16 protein-coding genes are annotated in these 18,485 nt (G+C 69.4%); 10 read left to right on the forward strand and 6 right to left on the reverse strand.

The annotated features are described in order from the left end of the window. The 5 genes from ACWPKK_RS29370 to ACWPKK_RS29390 all read left to right on the forward strand — a co-directional run bounded on the left by ACWPKK_RS29370 (window position 1) and on the right by ACWPKK_RS29390 (window position 3,556). Window positions 1-297, forward strand: a complete 297-nt coding sequence (locus tag ACWPKK_RS29370; protein ID WP_452011619.1) for a hypothetical protein — start codon at window positions 1-3, stop codon at window positions 295-297. A gap of 174 nt (window positions 298-471) precedes the next feature. Then, window positions 472-2,400: a PhoX family protein gene (locus ACWPKK_RS29375; protein ID WP_452011622.1), complete on the forward strand. Its 1,929-nt coding sequence runs from the start codon at window positions 472-474 to the stop codon at window positions 2,398-2,400. A gap of 231 nt (window positions 2,401-2,631) precedes the next feature. Further along, window positions 2,632-2,832: a hypothetical protein gene (locus ACWPKK_RS29380; protein ID WP_452011625.1), complete on the forward strand. Its 201-nt coding sequence runs from the start codon at window positions 2,632-2,634 to the stop codon at window positions 2,830-2,832. 249 nt (window positions 2,833-3,081) lie between these two features. Next, entirely contained in the window at window positions 3,082-3,303 is a 222-nt protein-coding gene (locus ACWPKK_RS29385; RefSeq protein WP_452011627.1) for a hypothetical protein, read from the forward strand. A gap of 46 nt (window positions 3,304-3,349) precedes the next feature. Beyond that, window positions 3,350-3,556 (forward strand): hypothetical protein, encoded by a 207-nt coding sequence (locus ACWPKK_RS29390; RefSeq protein WP_452011630.1) that lies wholly within the window; start codon window positions 3,350-3,352, stop codon window positions 3,554-3,556. 187 nt (window positions 3,557-3,743) lie between these two features. On the opposite strand, the gene ACWPKK_RS29395 is transcribed toward ACWPKK_RS29390, so the two are convergent. Then, a complete protein-coding gene (locus ACWPKK_RS29395) occupies window positions 3,744-5,066 on the reverse strand; it encodes a class I SAM-dependent methyltransferase (RefSeq protein WP_452011632.1) in 1,323 nt (440 codons plus the stop codon). Window positions 5,067-5,456: 390 nt separating this feature from the next. On the opposite strand from ACWPKK_RS29395, the gene ACWPKK_RS29400 reads away from it, so the two are divergent. From ACWPKK_RS29400 to ACWPKK_RS29415, 4 genes are read left to right on the forward strand one after another with little or no spacing between them, the layout of a single operon-like run. Continuing rightward, on the forward strand, window positions 5,457-5,858 hold the full coding sequence (locus tag ACWPKK_RS29400) for a hypothetical protein (RefSeq protein ID WP_452011635.1): 402 nt from the start codon (window positions 5,457-5,459) through the stop codon (window positions 5,856-5,858). A gap of 3 nt (window positions 5,859-5,861) precedes the next feature. After that, the gene (locus tag ACWPKK_RS29405) at window positions 5,862-6,227 is read left to right on the forward strand and encodes a hypothetical protein (RefSeq protein ID WP_452011638.1); all 366 of its coding nucleotides are present in this window, start codon (window positions 5,862-5,864) and stop codon (window positions 6,225-6,227) included. Beyond that, entirely contained in the window at window positions 6,224-7,165 is a 942-nt protein-coding gene (locus ACWPKK_RS29410; RefSeq protein ID WP_452011640.1) for a LysM peptidoglycan-binding domain-containing protein, read from the forward strand. The genes ACWPKK_RS29405 and ACWPKK_RS29410 overlap by 4 nt, the downstream gene beginning before the upstream one ends. A 32-nt stretch (window positions 7,166-7,197) precedes the next feature. Further along, window positions 7,198-8,310: a hypothetical protein gene (locus ACWPKK_RS29415; protein ID WP_452011643.1), complete on the forward strand. Its 1,113-nt coding sequence runs from the start codon at window positions 7,198-7,200 to the stop codon at window positions 8,308-8,310. 110 nt (window positions 8,311-8,420) lie between these two features. Here the strand turns inward: ACWPKK_RS29415 and ACWPKK_RS29420 are convergent, their stop codons facing one another. From ACWPKK_RS29420 to ACWPKK_RS29435, 4 genes are all read right to left on the reverse strand, one after another. Continuing rightward, window positions 8,421-9,953, reverse strand: a complete 1,533-nt coding sequence (locus tag ACWPKK_RS29420; protein WP_452011646.1) for a glycosyltransferase — start codon at window positions 9,951-9,953, stop codon at window positions 8,421-8,423. Beyond that, window positions 9,950-11,083, reverse strand: coding sequence for a lysylphosphatidylglycerol synthase transmembrane domain-containing protein (locus tag ACWPKK_RS29425; protein WP_452011649.1), 1,134 nt, complete (start codon window positions 11,081-11,083; stop codon window positions 9,950-9,952). The genes ACWPKK_RS29420 and ACWPKK_RS29425 overlap by 4 nt, the downstream gene beginning before the upstream one ends. A gap of 111 nt (window positions 11,084-11,194) precedes the next feature. Further along, complete coding sequence (locus ACWPKK_RS29430; protein WP_452011652.1) at window positions 11,195-13,921, reverse strand: right-handed parallel beta-helix repeat-containing protein; 2,727 nt, start codon at window positions 13,919-13,921, stop codon at window positions 11,195-11,197. Window positions 13,922-14,112: 191 nt separating this feature from the next. After that, a complete protein-coding gene (locus tag ACWPKK_RS29435; protein ID WP_452011654.1) occupies window positions 14,113-15,207 on the reverse strand; it encodes a M23 family metallopeptidase in 1,095 nt (364 codons plus the stop codon). Window positions 15,208-15,419: 212 nt separating this feature from the next. Here ACWPKK_RS29435 and ACWPKK_RS29440 point away from each other — a divergent pair, with 212 nt between their 5' ends. Then, a complete protein-coding gene (locus tag ACWPKK_RS29440; RefSeq protein ID WP_452011657.1) occupies window positions 15,420-16,853 on the forward strand; it encodes a carbohydrate-binding domain-containing protein in 1,434 nt (477 codons plus the stop codon). Between the two features lie 78 nt (window positions 16,854-16,931). On the opposite strand, the gene ACWPKK_RS29445 is transcribed toward ACWPKK_RS29440, so the two are convergent. Then, window positions 16,932-18,482 (reverse strand): HlyD family type I secretion periplasmic adaptor subunit, encoded by a 1,551-nt coding sequence (locus ACWPKK_RS29445; protein ID WP_452011659.1) that lies wholly within the window; start codon window positions 18,480-18,482, stop codon window positions 16,932-16,934. Window positions 18,483-18,485: the final 3 nt, after the last annotated feature.

The following is an 18,485-nucleotide window of genomic DNA, read 5'->3' on the forward strand; positions in this document are numbered from 1 at the left end:
ATGCTCAGCTTCGCCCATTTCGCCCTGATGGCCGCCCTAATGCCCGCCCTCATCCTGCCAGCTGCCGTTTCCCCGACCGCCGCCGAGCCGATGAAGGGCCAGTACGAGCTGCGCTGCCAGGATCCGCAGACCCGGCAATGGACCGTCGCCGGGCAGGTCGCCAACCCGGAGATTGTCGATCTGCCCGCCACCGGCGGAAAACCCGGCGGACGCGAGGTGCGCGGCACCGGGGCAGACGGCAGGCCGGTGGTCCTGCCCATGCCATCCGACCGCACCTGCATGCTCAGCGCGCGCTGACCAACGGACAGTCGCGCCCTATCAAACAGGGGCGCGACCGTCAAATTGTAACATCCCCGCGGTAGCCTCCCGCCGCTCGCCAATAACAAGGCTGCGTCGTCCGGCATCCTAAACGGCCCGGCGGCGCGGCCACGCCAGCCGCTTGCCCTGATGAGGGTTCGGGAGAGACCAGTCATGACCAATCCGTCCGCCAATCTTCCTGAGACGTCGCGCCGCTCTGTGCTCCGCGCCCTCGCCGGGCTGCCGCTGCTGCCGGTCGCCGGCATCGGCGCCGGAGAACTGCTGTTCGCCTCGGGCGCCGAAGCAGCCGCCGCCAAGGGCGCGCCGGTCGCCGTCGAGTTCGTCGGCATGGCCGCTCCCACTGCCGCCGCCGCGCAGGCCAAGACCATGGTCGAGTCCAGCATGGTCGTGACCTGGGCCGACGGCACGAAGCAGAGCTTCGCTCTCGGCTACCAGCCGCTGTTCATCACCGGCGATATGGTTCCGGACGGCAAGGGCGGCACCATCCTGGCCGGCGGCTATACCGACATCAATGGCAAGCCCATCCTCGACCAGTCGATGGCGACCCCGGCGCAGTTCTTCTCCGACTGCCCGGACGGCTGCAACCTGCTGAACCCGATCCCAGGCGCCAAGGTGGCCGGTGTTACCGGCAACACCCTGTTCGCCGTCGTCCAGTTCGAATATGCGAGCCGCGATTCCAAGGATGCCTCGATGTACGGCAAACTGCCGTCGCCGATCGCCGTCCTGACGCTGGACCAGAACAAGGAAACCGGCGCGCTGAAGCTGGTGCAGTACCACAACGTCGACACCAGCCCGGCGCACGGCCTGTGGATCACCTGCGGCGCCAGCCTGTCGCCCTGGAACACCCACCTGTCGAGCGAGGAGTACGAGCCGGACGCGACCGCCCTCGACGACCAGTTCCGCACCTACAGCAAGAACCTGTTCGGCGACGAGGCCAAGGCCAACCCCTATCACTACGGCCACATGCCGGAAGTGATCGTGAACCCCGACGGCACCGGCACGATCAGGAAGCACTACAATCTCGGCCGCATCTCGCACGAGTTGGTGCAGGTGATGCCGGACGAGCGCACCGTGCTGATGGGCGACGACACCACCAACGGCGGCCTGTTCATGTTCATCGCCGACAAGGCCAAGGACCTGTCGGCCGGCACCCTCTATGCTGCCAGGATGGAGCAGGAAGAGGGCAAGGACATCGACAAGGGCGGCGCCTTCGCGCTGAAATGGGTCAAGCTGGGCCACGCCACCAGCGCCGAGATCGAGAAGCTGGCCGACAGCCTGAAGGCCGCCGACATCGTCGAGGTGAAGAAGGAGGATCCGAAGGACCCGTCCTTCACCGCCATCGGCTTCAACGGCAAGACCCAGTGGGTCAGGTTCAAGCCGGGCATGGAGAAGGCCGCCGCCTTCCTGGAAACCCACCGCTACGCCCCGACCGTGGGCGCCACGCTGGCCCTGTCGAAACTGGAAGGCGTCACGGTCAACGCCAAGGACAAGACCGCCTACATGGCGGTGTCCTACATCTACAAGTCGATGAGCGACGGCAAGAGCGGCATCAAGGTGAAGGCGATCAACGCCGGCGCCGTCTACCAGCTGCCGATGAAGGCCGGCCAGACCGACCTCGCCGGCGGCGCCATCGCCAGCGAGTGGGTGCCGGTGCATTTCAGCCCGGTTCCCGCCCTGGTCGGCCGCGACCTGTCGACACCGGACGCGCTCGGCAACACCGCCGACGCCGACCTGATCGCCAACCCGGACAACCTGAAGTTCTCCGAGAAGCTGCGCACGCTGTTCATCGGCGAGGACAGCGGCAACCACGTCAACAACTTCCTGTGGGCCTACAACGTCGACACCAAGCAGCTGGCCCGCCTGCTGTCCTGCCCGGCGGGGGCTGAATCGACCGGCCTGCAGGCGGTCGACGACGTCAACGGCTTCTCCTACATCATGAGCAACTTCCAGCACCCCGGCGACTGGGAGAAGGGCCTGCACGACAAGGTCAAGGACAGCGTCGCCTCCCTGATCGACGATGCCTACCGCAACCGCCGCAGCGGCGGGGTCGGCTACATCCACGGGCTGCCGCAGGCGGTCTGATCACCATCCCCGGGGCAGTGTGCGCGCATGCCCTGAACCTTTCCGGGGGGCGGCTTCCAGCCGCCCCTTCCGGTTTGCGAACTTGCCCGGCAAGACGCGGCGCGAAGAGGCGCGCGAAAATATTTATCCGACCTAATTCTTGAAACAGAAATATAATATCTAATTAGCTCCGAAAAGTTTTCCGGATTATACTGTCCGCTTCCGATCATCTCCCATTGAAGGGGGGCGGCGATGTCCTACGATTTCGAACGGGAGCGGTATGAGGAGCGGCGGCGCTGGGCTCGCGAAGCCCGACGGGAGTACGAAGACGCTCTGGACACAGCCCAATTCCCGCCGGTGGTCAGCAAAGCACTGGCCCGATGGAGTGCCGCCTTCACGAACGCCCTGCGGCTCTGGGACCAGAGCCACGACTGGCGGCTCTACCGATCATGACGGCAAGGCCCCGGGAATTCCCGGGGCTTTTTTCTGGCAGCTTGCGGACCGCACCGCCACCACCCTCGAAAGAAGTAATCCTACCGCCAAATTGCGAAGCGGCGTTCGGCAGCGTTTTTCTTGGAAGTGGTAATCACCAATCGACCAAGGACCAATCGGTGATCTTAACACCTCGTTAACTGGCCGGATGGCTCAATAAGCTCATCAGAACGGGCAAAAGCCTCCGCCACGAATACAGGGATCGCCGCCATGTCCAAGACCGATTGCGCCGCCGAGATCTTCAATTCCGCCGCTCTTCACCTGGATGTCGTCGATGAATTCATCGCCATCGCCCAGTCGAAGCTGAACGGCGCCACCAGCGAATTCGCCCGCGACAGCCTGACCGACCTGCTGTCGGGCCTGAGCGAGCAGCGCGAGACCTACCGCGCCGTGCTCGCGACTGTTCAGCCCGTCACCGCGCTCGCCGCCTGATCCTGCCGCTCCTTCCGTCTTCTGTCTCTCTCGAAAGACCGCCATCATGACCGCCCCCATCGCCAAGGACGTCCTCGCCTCCGCCACCCTGCACCTGGAAGTGCTGGAGGAGTTCATCGGCGTCGTGCGCCGCAAGCTGGCGGGTACCACCGACACTTTCGCCCGCGACAGCCTGACCGACCTGCTGCTGAGCCTGACCGAGCAACGCGACGGCTACCAGGCCCTCGCCATGCCGGAGGCCATCACCGTCTGACAGCATGTTCGGCTCCCTCGGACCTTGCGCGGTTCCATGTTGAAGGTCCGGACATTCCTTGAAGCAGGTCTGCACCGATGCGGCGAGGACCGGCTTGCTCACCGATGATTTGGCTGCTGGACGAGGTTCCGGTTCACCCGCCCTCGTCTTCGGGATCAAGGGCTGAGTGAGCCGCCGCCCTGCCTCTTCAGGCATTTCCCAGCAGCAGCGTCTCCATGCAGTCCAAGCGGGCCAGAGCCTGCTCGAAATTCTCCGCCTCCACCACCTCGGCTTCGGGCAGCGGAAACAGCAATTTGGTTCCGCACATCACCATCGCGCGTTCGCGCTCCAGGAACTCATGGCGGAAATGCCAGGGCAGCACCAGATAGAGGTCGGGCCTGAGCGCGCGGGACTCAATCTCCGAGACGATCGGGATGCCGGTGCCAGGCGTGACGGCACCGATCTTGTCGAGGTTGCGGTCGGCGGCACACTCGACGAGGTCCTGGTCGATGCCGCACCATTGTAGAAGCACATTGCCCTTAGTGGAGGCGCCATAGACATGTACGCGCCCGCCCGCATCCCGAACGGCGCGCAGATGGCCGACCACCTCCTCCCGCAGGGTCTCCGCCCGCGCTTGAAAGGCACGATAAGGACGGTCCGTCGCCAGCTCCATCGCCGCCTCCCGCCTGCGTAGCGCCTCCAGAAACGCTGCGTCCTCGGCTGTGCCGAACCGGTCGTTCGCGGCGTGGCAGGCGAAGCAGCGGATGCTGCCGCCGTTCATCGCGTTGACCTCCGCCCGGAAAATCCGCAGACCGACCCGCCGCATCACGGTCTCCAAAACGGCGAGGCTGTAATATTCCAGATGCTCGTGACAAACCGTGTCGAAGGCGTTCCGCAGCAGCATGAGCGGCAGGTAGGACAGCTCCAGCACCCACAGCCCCTCCGGAGCGAGCAGCCCGGAAATTGCGGCGGCTGCCCCGCAAGGGTCCTCGATGTCGTAGAACATGGCGATGGAGGTCACGATGTCGAACCGGGTGCCGGCGAGTTCCGTCAGGGCGGCGGCGGAGGGGAAGAAGGCATTGACGACGGTGACGTCGCCACCAAGCCCGGCGGCGATGTCGGACGGGTCGACCCCGACCCGGAGCGACGCAACGGGGTAGGAGAAGAGCAGGGTCCCATCATTGCAGCCGATGTCGAGCACCGCGGGCGCCGGCCGGGCGACCAGCGCTCCAGCCTGCTCGGCGATGCCACGCAGGTGATCGCGCATCGTCGTGTTGAGGCCCGAGCGGTACCAATAGGTCCGGAACAGCAGTTCGGGAGGGACGCTGAAAGCGGTCTGCAGCAGCCCACAGGCTGCCGGGTCCTGGTCGGCGCCGCAGCGCACGAGCCGCATAGGAAGGGTCACCTCGGACGGCGCCGGCCGCCCCGGCTTGGCAAAGGCTCCCTGCAGGACCTGCAGGCCGAGATCGATGACCGGCAGCAGGATCGACGAACCGCAGACCCGGCACGTCTGACGCGGGCGAAGGGGCATACCGAGACCTCGGATGAGCGTGAACCCAGAGGCAAGGGAACATGGGGTGGAACACGCCAGCGAGGCAAGATGCCCGCGGGATTGGCAAGACCCAGTCGATGATACAGGGTCGATGCCCTGAGCGATGAATGGAGCACACCGCCGGCTCCCACTTCAGGCATTCTGCTCTTCCCCAGTCCCTTCCCCACCGCGGGAGAGGAACGCCGGCCGGGATATGATCGGTGCATCCTGTCACAATTGGGCTGGTCCTGTTTCGGCTCTCCCGCACCTTCGAGACAGGCAGCAAGGGCGGAAAACGCGGACGGGTCGGACAGTTAACTGGGTAGACAGGCGGGGTTGCTTTTGTGAAGCTCCCGCTTGCCCGTTTTCACCCCGACCGGCCAAAGGGTTATGGATCCGCTTCCGTCCTCCACCGAAGGACGCCTGCTCCTCGCGGCGTTTCTCATCCTCCTGACCCTGATCGGCCTTTCCGTGCTGGGAGAGCGCACCCTGCCGCTGTTCAGCGGCAACCGCGATCTTGCCGCCCGGGCCTACAAGGCGCTGTTCGTCGGGCTGGGCGGCGGCATGCTCGGCCTCGCGGCCCCGGCGCTCGTCACCGGCTTTGTCGGTCGCCTGCGCGCCCTTTTCACCCGGATTGAGGCCAAGGGCGTCATCGCCGACGCCATCCTGCGCGACCGCGCGCTGGATCAGGCACAGACCGCCGGCTTCACGCTGACGGCGCTGTTCGCGCTCGCGGGCGCCGTCGCGGCGGTGTTGGTCTGGACCGGCATCCTGTGGCCGGGGGAGCGCTGAGCCATGCTGCGCATCTCCGACCGGCAGCAGGACCAACTCTACGCCACGCGCGCCGACGCCTTCCATGACCGCCTGCGCGCCACGGCGACGGCGATGATGGCGCGGGAAGCCCCCGAAATCCCGGCTGACGAGGTCGCCGCCCGGATCGAGGCGGCGCTCGCCGCCGCTCCCACCCACGGCATGGAGACCGAGCGGCAGATCACCCGCTACGTCCACATCTTGGCGGCCTTCCCAGCGGACCATGCCCGACGGGAGGAGTTCGCCTGGCTCGGCGCCCTGCTGGACGGGCCGGGCGGCGCCGACGCGCGGCTCGACCAGATCACCGCCGCCCTGACTGCGGCCCCTCGCACGGCGGGGGGCGCACGATGACCGTGCATACCGTCCAGCGCGGCGAGACGCTGTCCGCCATCGCCCGGCGCAACGGCACCACCGTGGCCGAGTTGCAGCGGCTGAACGGCATCTCCAACCCCAACATGATCGCATCGGGCCAGCGGCTGGTCGTGGCGCCGCCTCCGGCCCCGCCGGCAGCCCCCGCCGCGGCCCGCGCCGGACAGGCGGCGGCGCAGACGGCGGCGCCTGCGCCGCCCGGCACGCCGGTCGCCCCCTGCCCGAAGAAGCCGGCCTTCCTGAAGCGGGCGGGCGGCGACGACAATGTCAGCGTCCTCTACGCCATGGCCGACGGCGAGGCGAAGCGCCAGGGCCTGCTGGGGCAGGCCAAGGGCGAGGTCGGCGTCGGCATGGTGAAGATGGAACATGCCGGCCATCTGGGGAATCGCTATGTCGGCGGCTCCCATAAGATGGAGCTCCTGACCGCCGAGGCGAAGGCCGCCGGCGGCATCGTTCATGGCGCCGGCGGGACCGCCTCGGCCAAGGCGGTGATGGTCGCGCAGGAAGGCACGCTGTTCGCCGGCACCGACCAGAACAACCCCTGGGCCGAGGCCGGCGGCGAATATTCGCTGATGCAGGCCGAAGCCAAGGTGGACGGGCTGATCGGCTCCGACGGGCGGCGGGCCGGCGTCGCGCTGGGCGCCAAGGCCGGTGCGGCGGCGGCATCGGGCGACCTGAAGGGCGAGATCAACATCCCGATCCCCTTCACCGACTACACCCTCAGCCTGCGCGGCAAGGGCGGCGCGTCCGCCGGCTCGGTCGGGGCCGGGGCAGCCGCCTATGCCTTCAAGGATCTGGAGAGCGGCCGCTACCATATGGGGGCGGGGGGCGAGGCCGCGGCCTTCTTGGGCTTGAAGGCCGATGTGGACCTCAGCATCGGCCCCCGCTACACCGGCCGGGAACGGAACGCCGGACCATGAGCCCGGCGGCCCTCGCGAAGGAAGAGTAGACCATGGATCCCAGACTGCCGACCCTGCTGACGGCGCCGCTGTCGCCGCGCCCGGTGATCGAAGCCACCTATCTGGACGTCCTGGTCCGCGACGGCCTGCCGGCGGGAACCGGCTTCTCCATCGCCCTGCCGCGGGGCTGGGCGGTGGAACGCACGGCCACCGCCGCGCCCGGTCCGGAGGCGCCCCTCGTCCCGCTGGCCCGCTTTCATCCGGGAGAGCCGGAGGCACCGGGATCGGCGGAGGGGGTGGAACTGGTGGTCTGGGCCGCCTTCCTGCCGCGCGAGATGCATGGGGCGGACTGGCTGCGCGCCTGGATGCGCTCGCAGGGCTACCGCGAGCTGGATTTCCGCCAGGCGCCCGCGCCGACTGGCATGATGGGCGACGCGCTCGCCGCCGGGCGCCATGACGGCGGCTTGCGCCTGCACCGGCTGCTGACGGTCAAGGACGGCGACCTGCTGTTCCTGATCGACGGACGCATGATGCAGGGGGGACCGTCGCGGGGCGGGCAGGCCGACCACCGGGTGATGCAGGAGATCGTCCTGCTTGCCGCCATGCGCTTCCGGCTGGCCGAGCCGACCGGCCAGACCTTCGCCGAAGGGTTCGAGTGGACGGAGCTGAAGGGGGCGCACGCCGTCCGCTTCCTCGCCTCCGGCCTGTGGCGGGAGACGCCGGGCGGCGACGCCCCGCCGGACGGCGCCTCCCTGGTGCTGGACCATGTCGGGCCGGATGGCTCCACCGGCCGCGGCAGCCTGATCGCGGTGCTCGGCGCCGCGGAGGGGACCGCCGCCGCCGCCCTCGCCGCCGCCGCGGAGATCGAGCGGACCACGCTCGCCAAGCTGGCCAACCAGGGCTTCACCTTGTCCGCCGATGCCGAGCGCGTCGCCGAGGAACGGACGGCGGAGCGCAGCCTCCTCCTCCACCGCCGCAAGGCCCGCCGGAGCGGGACCTCCATGACCATCCTCGCGGCCCGCATCGCGCTCAGCGAGACCGGGGGGGCGGATGCGCACAGCCTGCCGGTCTGCCTGATCCTGCTTTCCCCCGACGAGGACACCGCCTTCGAAGCCTGGGCGATCAACCGGCGGGCCTTCGAGATCGCCCTGTCGACGGTACGCTGAATCGGCTCCACGGCAATTTCATTTGGGCATGATTCGCCAATAAAGCCCCTCTCCCGCAAGGGGAGAAGGGCATCCTGCGATAGCTGTGGAATCGACCCTGCGCTGAGCCCTTAGAACGCCTTCAGCTTCTTCCAGGCGAAGACCACCATGCGGGCCAGCAGCCAGCCATGGGTGAAGCGGGAGATCTGCGTCTCGCCATAGCTGCGGTCGGCGTAGCGCACCGGCACCTCGACGATCTTCAGGTTCTGCTTGGCGGCACCGAAGATCAGGTCGAAGTCGCCGAAGGGGTCGAAATCGCCGAAGTAGTGGCGATTGGCAACGATGGTCTCGTAATCCTTGCGCCACAGCACCTTGGTGCCGCACAGCGTGTCGGTGAAGCGCTGGTTCAGCAGGAAGGAGAAGATGCGCGCGAAGGCCCGGTTGGCCAGGAAGTTCAGGAAGCGCATCGCCTCCGGTGCCATCGGATAGACCAGCCGGGTGCCGTTCACGAACTCGCCGCGCCCCGACACCATCGCCTGGTAGAATTTCCCCATCGTCTCCGGCGGCACCGTCAGGTCGGCGTCCAGGATGATCAGGATGTCGCCGCGCGCCACGGCGAATCCGGCGCGCACCGCGTCGCCCTTGCCCTTGCCGGGCTGCTTCATGACCTTGATGTCCCAGTCGGGATAGGCGTCGCGGACGCGCAGGCATTCATCGAAGGTGTTGTCCTGGCTGTTGCCCTCGACATAGATCACCTCGACGTCGGGGGCGAAGCGGGGCAGGCGGCGGATGGCGTTCTCGATGTTGCCGCGCTCGTTGCGGCAGGGGATCAGGACGGTGACCGAGGCCGGCTTGCCGTCGACGGTGACCTCCTCCACGGTGGGCTGCGGCCGGGCGACGACATAGTTGCGCACGCACAGCCGACGGATGCCGGGCAGGGGCGCGATGTAGCGGTTGACCAGCGTGCCGAGCCCGAACAGCCGCTTCGGGATCAGCTGGCGCCATTCGCGGCGCACCGGCTCCCAGCCGGCCAGATCGAGCAGGTTGACGATGTCGCTGGTCGACAGCCAGTTCTGCTGGCCCTGCGGCATGCGCATCCCCAGCTTCTCCGCCGCCCACAGGATCGGCTCCCAGACGCGGGAGTGATAGCTGACGATGATGCGGGTCCTGGGATCGGCGACCCGGCGCAGCAGGCGCAGCGTCTCCTCGATGTCGTCGAGGAAGCCGATGGTGCCCGACAGCAGGATGTGGCTGAACGGACCCTTGATGGCCTCGATGGTCGCCGGGTTCTCGGCGTCGGCGGCGATCAGTTCCAGCTCCGGGTGCCGCGTCTTCGCCACCGCGATGGTCTCCGGGCTGAGATCGATGCCGACGCCGCGCGACGGCTTCAGCGCCGCCAGCGTGTCGCCGACGCCGCAGCCGATCTCCAGCACCGCCGCCCCTTCCGGGATCAGGAAGCGCAGATAGGCGCGGTCGGCCTCGTGGAAGGCGTTGTTGCGTTCGGCCCAGCGGTCGCGCAGGGGGGCCATGGCGTCGAACAGCCCGCGGATGCGCTCCTGCCGGGGGGAAAGGGCACGCGGCGCTGCGGGTTCCAAGGTGGCGGCCTCCGGGGTGGCATCCATGGCGGCGGTCCGGTCGAGCGTCGGAAGGGGCTGGTCGGTCATCGGGTGGAATCCGTGGGAAGGGCATCGGGCTCGGCCGTGTCGGACCGGGCCATGTCGGGGCGGGCCAAATCGGAGCGGGCCAAATCGGGCCGGGAGGCGGTCTCGTTGCGCAGCAGCAGCCAGAACAGGCCGCCGGGCAGCGACAGGACGGCGATCGACAGCCCGATCAGCAGCGAGACCAGAAGCGCCGCGTCGGCATCGAAGCCGAGCAGCGCGAAGCCGGCGACCATCGCCCCCTCGCGCACGCCCCAGCCGCCGAGCGAGACGGGCAGGGCTGCGGCGACGATAGCGGCCGGCACGATGGCCAGCCCGTCCAGCCAGCCGAGCGGCAGGCCGACGGAGCGGGCGAACAGGATGGTGGCGGCGATGGTGGCGAGATGGACGCCGACGCTGTGGCCCAGCGCCGCCCAGGCGGAACGGTTGCCGGCCATGGCCCGCAGCTGCGCCACCGCCCCCCAGGCGGTCCGCACCAGCGCCCCGTCGCGCAGCCGCTTCGGGATCGGCAGCCGGTCGCGCGGGATGCGGCCGGCCAGCAGCAGCAGCCCCATGGCCACGGCCAGGACCAGCGCGCCCGCCAGCACGGTGCCGGCGACGGCGGGCGGCGCCACCGCGGCCAGATGCGGCAGCCCGACCAGCCCGATCAGCACCAAGCCCAGCAGCGCCATCAGCCGATCGACCAGCAGGGCCAGCATCACCGGACCGGCCGGGTGGCCGAGCCGCCAGGTGAACCAGCCGCGCAGCAGGTCGGCTCCCACCGATCCCGGCAGGATCTGCCCCAGGAATCCGCTGGCCATCTGCAGGCGGAAGGCGGTCCAGCGGGTCAGCCTGAAGCCCGCAGCCCGTCCGACCGACCGCCACCGTTGCGAGGCGAAGGGCAGGGTCAGCGCCTTCACGGCGAAACCGGCGGCGAACAGCCACGGGTCGGCGGCCGACAGGCGCGCGGCGATGCCCTGCCAGTCGGCCCCGGCGGCGAGCGCGCCCAGGATCACGACCGTCACCGCCAGCTTGACCAGCAGCGGCCACCGCCGTCCGTCCGCCTTGCCCGGACCTTTTCCCAATGGGCCGCTTCCCAACGGAGTGGGTTCGGCCGGCTGGGCGAAGGGGGTGTCGAGAAGAGCCTGAGCCATCATCCCCGCATGGAAATCCGGGTGCCGCGGGACAGCGGCGCCGAACGGGCCGTTTTAACGGCTCACGCCCGGCTTGTCACCCGATCAGGCGGGAGAGGGGCAGGCTCTCCCCCCTCACCCCATCCCGGCGGCCAGCATGGCGCTTTCCGGCAGCAGCCCGGCCGCGCGGGATGCCGAGGCGGGACTCAGCGCCCGGCCCTCCAGCCGGCCGTTCTGGATGTAATGCCGCATCGCCGCCGTCAGGTCGCCGCCGGTGGCCGCGGCAACGTCGCCGTTGGCCGCCAGATAGGCCGAGGCGTTGAAGCCGGTGGCCCGCCCTTCCGTCCGGCCGGTGCCCAGGTAATGCAACCCGGCCCGGGTGGTATCGGTGCCGAAGGCGGCGGCGAGGTCGGCATTGGCCGCCAGATAGGACAGCGGGTTGAAGGTGACCGTCCGCCCCTCGGCCCGGCCGCCGGTGATGTAATGCATCGCCGCCGCCGTCCGATCGGTGCCGAAGATCGCCGACAGGTCGCCGTAGGAGGCGAGATAGGCCAGCGGGTCGAAGCTGACCGTCCGCCCCTCGGTCCGGCCGCTGGCGATGTAGTGCATCGCCGCCGCCGTCCGGTCGGTGCCGAAGATCGCCGACAGGTCGCCGTAGGAGGCGAGGTAGGCCAGCGGATCGAAACTGACCGCCCGGCCCTCCATCCGGCCGCTGGTGATGTAATGGGCGGCGCCCGCATCGCCGTTGGTGCCGAAGACCGCCGACAGGTCGCCATGGGAGGCGATGTAGGCCAAGGGATCGAAGCTGACCGTCCGTCCCTCCGCCCGGCCGCTGGCGGCGTAATGCGCCGCACCGGCGGCGGCGTTGGCGCCGAAGAGCGCCGACAGGTCGGTGTAGGAGGCGATGTAGGCCAGCGGTGAGAAGGCCGGCCCGGCCGCGGCGGGCGCGCCGCCCGTGCCGGTCGCCGGGGAGCCCCCGCCACCCGGCCCACCGCCGGCACCGGGGGCGGGAATCCCCGGCACCGTCAGCGGCGCGCTGCCCATCCGCGCCCAATCCAGGTCACGGATGCCCAGGGAAAGACCGAGCCCCGCCGCACCGCTGCCGAGCCGGAAGTCGCCGGCCGACGGGTTGACGAACAGCCCGGACGACACTCTGTCGCCGCCGGTCAGCCCGCGCATGCCCTGCAGCAGGTTGCTGGTGACGGTGTAGGCGCCGGGGGTCCAGAACTCCCAGTAATCCACGCCGGTGGAGGAGGAGATAACGTTGCCGGTGACGCTGTTGTTGGCGAGCAGACCGATGTTGCCGGCGCTCGGCACCCATTCCAGCCGGATGAAGCGCTCGCGCGGGTTGGACAGGACGGAGAAGTTGTTGGTGACGCTGTTGGAATCGCCGCCATGGATGAAGACGCTGGCCCAACCGGTGTTCTGGATGAAGTTGTCCTGGACGGTGACGCCGTTGGCCATGTCGTCCAGATAGATGCCGAAGCTCTTGTGGCGGTCGAGCCAGCCCGACCCGTCGGTCGCCAGCCCGCCGACGCCGCGGATGTCGTTGCCGCGGATGACGGTGCGGGTGTCGACGTTGGACCGGCCCAGCATCTCGATGGCGCCGCCGTCGGCGGTCTCGGTCATCGTGTTGTAGATGCGGTTGTATTCCACCACCGTGTCGGTGTTGACGGTGGCGCCGTCCCAGTTCTTGATCGAGACGCCGTAGCGCGTGCCGTTGCGGATGTCGTTGCCGGAGATCAGCGTGCCGCTGGTGCCGTAGAGCTGGATGCCGGCCACGTCCTTCAGCACCTCGCCGATGCCGTCGATGCTGTTGGCGCTGATGCGGTTGCCGTTGCTGCCATAGGCGACCTTGATGCCGCCGGCCCCCAAATGCTCCATCCGGTTGGCCTCGATCGCGTTGCCGGACGAGCCGGTCAGCGTCATCCCGGTGCCGGCATTGACGAAGCGGTTGCCGGCGATGCTGTTGCCGGACGAATTGGTCAGCGTCAGCGCCGAGCCGTCCCAGGCGGTGTCGGCGAAGGTCAGCCCCTGCAGGGTGACGCCGCTCGCCCCATTCAGCGACAGGAGCGTGCCCAGCCGCGCCACCACCGCCCCCTGGGCCAGCAGCGCGCCGGGATCCTGCGGCTTCACCACCAGCCGGCCGGTCTCGGCCTGCCAGGCGAACTCGCCGGCGTCGCGGATGAAGGCGTCGTCGTTCAGCAGGCGATAGGTGCCGCCGCTGCGCAGGGCGTATTTCGCGCTCTGGGTAAAATTGATGGTCCGGCTGCCGGCATCGGTGGAGGCCACGCCGACGATGTTGTCGGACAGCCGCTCGGTATCGAAGGTCTGGATCATCGTGCCGGGCTGGACCCCGGCGGCCAGCACCGCCGCCATCGCCCCGTCGCCGGCCCCGGCGCGCAGGCTGGTCCTGCTGGCGCCGCCGGAGGCCGCCTCCAGGACCGACCAGCCGGAGCGCGGATCGCCGGCGTTCCAGTCGCCGGTCTGCGCCACCTTCTGCCGGACCCCGCCGATGGAAAGGTCGAGGCCCGTCGCCGATGTCGCCGCGGCGTACAGTCCGCCGCCGATGGCGGTGAAGCCGCCGACCCGCTCGCCGCCGCTGAAGACCGGGGTCTCGCCCGGATAGGCCATGATGCGGACGCCGTTGTCGGCCCCGGTCAGCGTCACCGTGCGCGCCATCGCATGGGTGCCGCCGCGCACATAGGTGTCGCGGATACCGGTTGCCCGCATGGCGCCCTGCGCGCGTTCCAGCGTGGCGAAGGGGCCATCGGTGCCGTCGGCATTGGGTGCCGCCAAACGCCCCGACCAGGAATCGTTGCCGTTGGTCGCGACGTAGAAAGCCTGCTGAGTGTCTGTCATTGCCGGATTGCCTTGCCCATACGAGGCAATCACACGGCGGAAGTACTTAATAAAGAGGTATTCTCATCCGTTCTGATGTAGACTTTTGTACGGGTGTTCTGTGTTCATTGCGTGACAAATGCTGACCTGGATGCAGTTGTCACTTGCATCACCTTTCCTGTTGTCTTGGGCGTGTCCGGCTCAACCTCCATTCAGCGCACCTCCACCCGCCGTTCTTCCCGCAGCACCGTTTCATCGCCATGGCGGAGCGTCACCGTCACCCGGTAGGGGCCGGGAGCCCAGGGACCGGGGGCGGGCTTCTTCACCTCGGTGCCGAAGAACAGCACGGCCAGCGGGCGCGGCACCGCCCCTTCGCTGCGGAGCAGGCGGCGGCCATCGGGGCCGGTCACCTCCAGGGTCACGCGGTCGCCCTGCCGCCCGCCCATCAGCTCCGCCCAGACGCCCAGCGTCGGCGTGCCGGCCGGCAGGGGCCTGCCGTCATTGCCCCCGCCATAGCCGCCGTCCCGCGCGACCTCCGCCTTCGGCGCCTCGGGCGCCAGACCGGCGCCGAGCAGGGCGCTCGGCCGGTAGGCGAGCGTCCGGCGAGTCTCGGCGCTCCACAGCGCAGCAGGAGGAAGGGCGGCATAGCCCGCCCCAGCGGCGCCCCGGTCGGCAGTGCCCTGGTCCGCAGCACAGGACGGCGCCTCGCCGCCGCCCACCTCCTTGGCCGTATAGGGGTCGAGCGTGCGGCCGTCGTGACGGATGCCGAAATCGACATGGGGAAATTCGGTGTTGCCGGATAGGCCGATCTGGCCCAGCGGCGTGCCCGCCTCCACCCGGTCGCCCGGCTTGACCGCGACGCTGCCGCGCTTCAGGTGGCTGTACTGGGTTTCCCAGCCGTTGCCATGATCGACCACCACCGCGTTGCCGGCCTCCCGCCCGGCGGGAGAGCCGCCGTTCTGCCGGATGCTGACATCCTCCACCCCGTCGCGCACGCGGGCCACCGTACCGGGAGCGGCCGCCACCACCGCCACCCCGCGCCGCATCGCCTCCAGGTCGGGCAGGCGGAAATCCGTCCCCTTGTGCCCGTCATAGGTCAGCCGTCCACAGGCGAAGTCCCTCATCCCCGGCCCCGGATCGGTGTCGACGTAGTTCTGGACGAAGCAGTCCGTACCGATCCGGCAGCGCACCGGCAGTTCCAGTGCCGGCGCCCCGGTGGGAGGGGCGACAGGAGATTGAGCGGCGGCGGCGAACGGCAGGAACAGCAGGGCGGCGAACCCCCAGCGATAATGGACCGGCACCCTCATCTAGACCCCTCGCACGGCACTGCTCCGCCTTGCCTGACCGTCCCTCTACACGTGGGCCGCCGCAGGAAGAGAACCAGACCCGCCCTTATGCGCCGTCGCATAAGAGGTGGCCCATCCCAAAACAGCCCCGTCCTTATCATCCGAAGGCCACACCGCCCGCCTTCATACTCCGCCCGGCTTTTCATCGATGGCAGACAGCGGGGATCGACAGCATGGCGAACAGCACCCACACCGGCAGCGGCAAGACGGTCGTCGTCATCGACAGCGGCTGGTCGCCGACCTGGGAGCCCGCCGCCTCCGTGGTCTACCAGCACGACTACGCCGACAACGACGGCGATGCGCGCAACCCCAACGCCGACACCCACGGCGCCCTGGTGACCTCCCGCATCCTGTCCCAGGCGCCGGACGTCGGCATCATCGCGCTGAAGGTGATGCCGGACGGCTCCACCACCGCATCCGGCGCGGCAATCGAGCAGGCGCTGCAGTGGGTCGTCGCCCATGCGTCGGACTACAACGTCGTCGGCGTCAACCTGTCGCTGGCCGGCGGCTCCGCCTCGTCGGAGACCACGACCATCCTGTCGGACGAGTTGGCGAGCCTCGCCGCCAAGCGGGTGCTGGTGTCGGCCGCCGCCGGCAATGCCGGGCAGAACGGGACGGCGACCGACGTCTCCTATTTCGCCGCCGACCACAACACGATCTGCGTCACCGCCTCCACCGGCGACGGGACGCTGCCGGGCTGGGCCCAGCGCAATCCGGGCATCACCGACCTCTGCGCCGACGGCACCGACATCCGGCTGACCGACCTGGCGGGCCGGACGGTGACGGCCAACGGCTCCTCCTTCGCGGCGCCGACGGTGACCGCCGCGGTGGCGCTCGCCCAACAGGAGGCCCTGGCGCTGCGCGGCAGTGCCCTGACCCAGGACGAGTTCCTGTCGCTGGCGAAGCAGACCGGAACGCCGATCGGCGCCACCGGCTACACCGACCTGAACACCCAGACGCTGCTGGCGAAGATCGACCAACTCTACGGCGCGCCGGAGACGCCCGACACCGGACCGGGCGCGCCCGCGACAGCCGCCGCCACCATCCTGGTCAACGCCAAGGGCACGGCCGCCGCCGGGGTCAACGCCCACTTCACCCTGCTGGTCGACGGCCAGGCCGTCGGCAGCGCCACCGTCGGCAGCGCGGCGAAAACCCACGCCTTCACCACCAGCGTGTCGGCCGACAGCGCCCACAAGGTGCAGATCCAGTACGACAATGACGGCTTCGCCGGCGGCCAGGACCGCAACCTGTTCGTCAACAGCGTCAGCGTGAACGGCCACGGCTATGCCGCCACCGACGCCGCGGTGACCTACGACAAGGGGGCGCTCGACGGACGCGACGTGGTCAAGGGCCAGAGCGGGATGTGGTGGAACGGCACGCTGGTGGTCGCCGCCGACAAGAGCCTGTTCGGCGCGCAGGCGCAGGTCGCCGATCTGCAGGCCGGCGACCTGCTGGGCCACGCCGTGACGGCCAATGCGACGTCGCACGGGATCGCCGACACCATGGCCGCCCGGATGCCGGAGACGGTTTCCGGCTTCGAGGACGCCGCCCACGGCCTGCACGCCTGGTACGACGCGCACGATCTGGCACACGGGCTGGCGGCGTAACGAGGCCCGAAGGAGGAGTGGGGGCTTGCCTCCACCCCGACCCTCCCCCGCTCCCCGCCGGGGAGGGGGAGGGGGAGGTTACCGCTCGTGCATGGCTTCCTGAGCGCTGCGCGAGAGGGGGGAGAGCAGGTAGTCGGCGATGCGGCGGCGGCCGGTCTTGACCTCGGCGGTCACGGTCATGCCCGGCTGCAGCCGCGTCTCCTTGCCGTCGACCTCCAGCGTGTCGCGGTCCAGCGCGATGCGGGCGGCATAGACCGCTCCCGCCTCCGGCGCCTTGGCGCCACTCTTGTCCGTCCCCCTGTCGGCCTGCTGCTGCTGTTGCACGGCGTCGCCGGACAGCGAGGCGACGCGGCCGGGGATCAGGCCGTATTTGGTGAAGGAGAAGGCCTCCACCTTCACCTCCGCCACCTGTCCGGTCTGGACGAAGCCGATGTCCTTGTTGGGGATGAAGGCCTCGACCTCCAGCCGGCTGTCCTCCGGCACGATGACCATCAGCGGCTGGGCGGTGGTCACCACGCCGCCCACCGTGTGGATGGCCAACTGCTGGACATAGCCGTCCACCGGCGCGGTCAGCCGCAGCAGATCCACCTGCTGGTCGGCCTTGGCAAGCTCCTGATCCAGCGAGGCGGCCTTGCGCTCGGCCTCGGCCAAGCCGGTGTAGAGCTGGCGGCGGAATTCGGCCTCGGTCTGGCGGCGCTGCTCGGCGGTGGCGGCGATGGAGGCGTCGGCCTCCGTCAGCTTGATCTTCTGGACCAGAAGCTCCTGCTCCTGCCCGACCAGATCCTGCTGGAGCTGGAGATACTGGAAGCGGGACGAGGTGCCGCGCTTCGACAGGTCGAACAGCGCCTCCGCCCGTTCGCGGATCAGCGGCAGGGTGGCGTTCAGCTTGGCGATGGTCTGCACCACGGTGGCGCGGTCGGCCTCGCGCCGGGCCTGCTCGCGGTCCAGAGCGGCCAGCTTGGCGCGCTGCTCGGCGATCTGGCTGGCCAGCAGCTGGCTCTGCATCCGCGCCAGTTCGGGCGACAGGCCGGCGGGAGCGGCGAAGACGGCGTCGGGGTTGCCGGTCACCACCTCCAGCGCCGCCCGCAGCCGCGCCACCTCGGCCCTTGCGGCCGACAGGTCGGAGCGGATGCGGTCGCGGTCGGCGGTCGCCCCGGTCGGGTCCAGTTCGATCAGCGTCTGGCCGGCCTTGACCAGCTGGCCGTCCTCGACGGCGATGGCGCGCACGACGCCGGTCTGCATCGGCTGCACGGTCTTGGTCCGGCCGCTCGGCACCACCCGGCCCTGGGCCACGGCCACCACGTCGACATGGCCGAACCACGCCCAGGCGCAGGCCGCGGTGAAGGCCAGCATGATGACGGCGGTGAAGGTCCGCGCGGTGGGCGAGGGCGGCCGTTCCAGGATCTCCAGCGCGTCGGGCAGGAAGTCCATCTCGTCGCGCCGCCGCTTTTGGGTTCGCCCCTGGGGCCGGGTCGGCGGGCGCGGCTCGCCGGGGGTGCCCGGCACGTTGGCGGGCGGCTTGACGCCGGCAGGGTTGACGGGCGCGGCGGGATTGGGGCCATTTGGATCGGAAATGGCGGGATCGGGGATGGCGGGGGTGGTCTTCACCGCGGCGTTCGTCTTGCTCATGGC

The organism is Azospirillum largimobile (genome assembly GCF_977007025.2).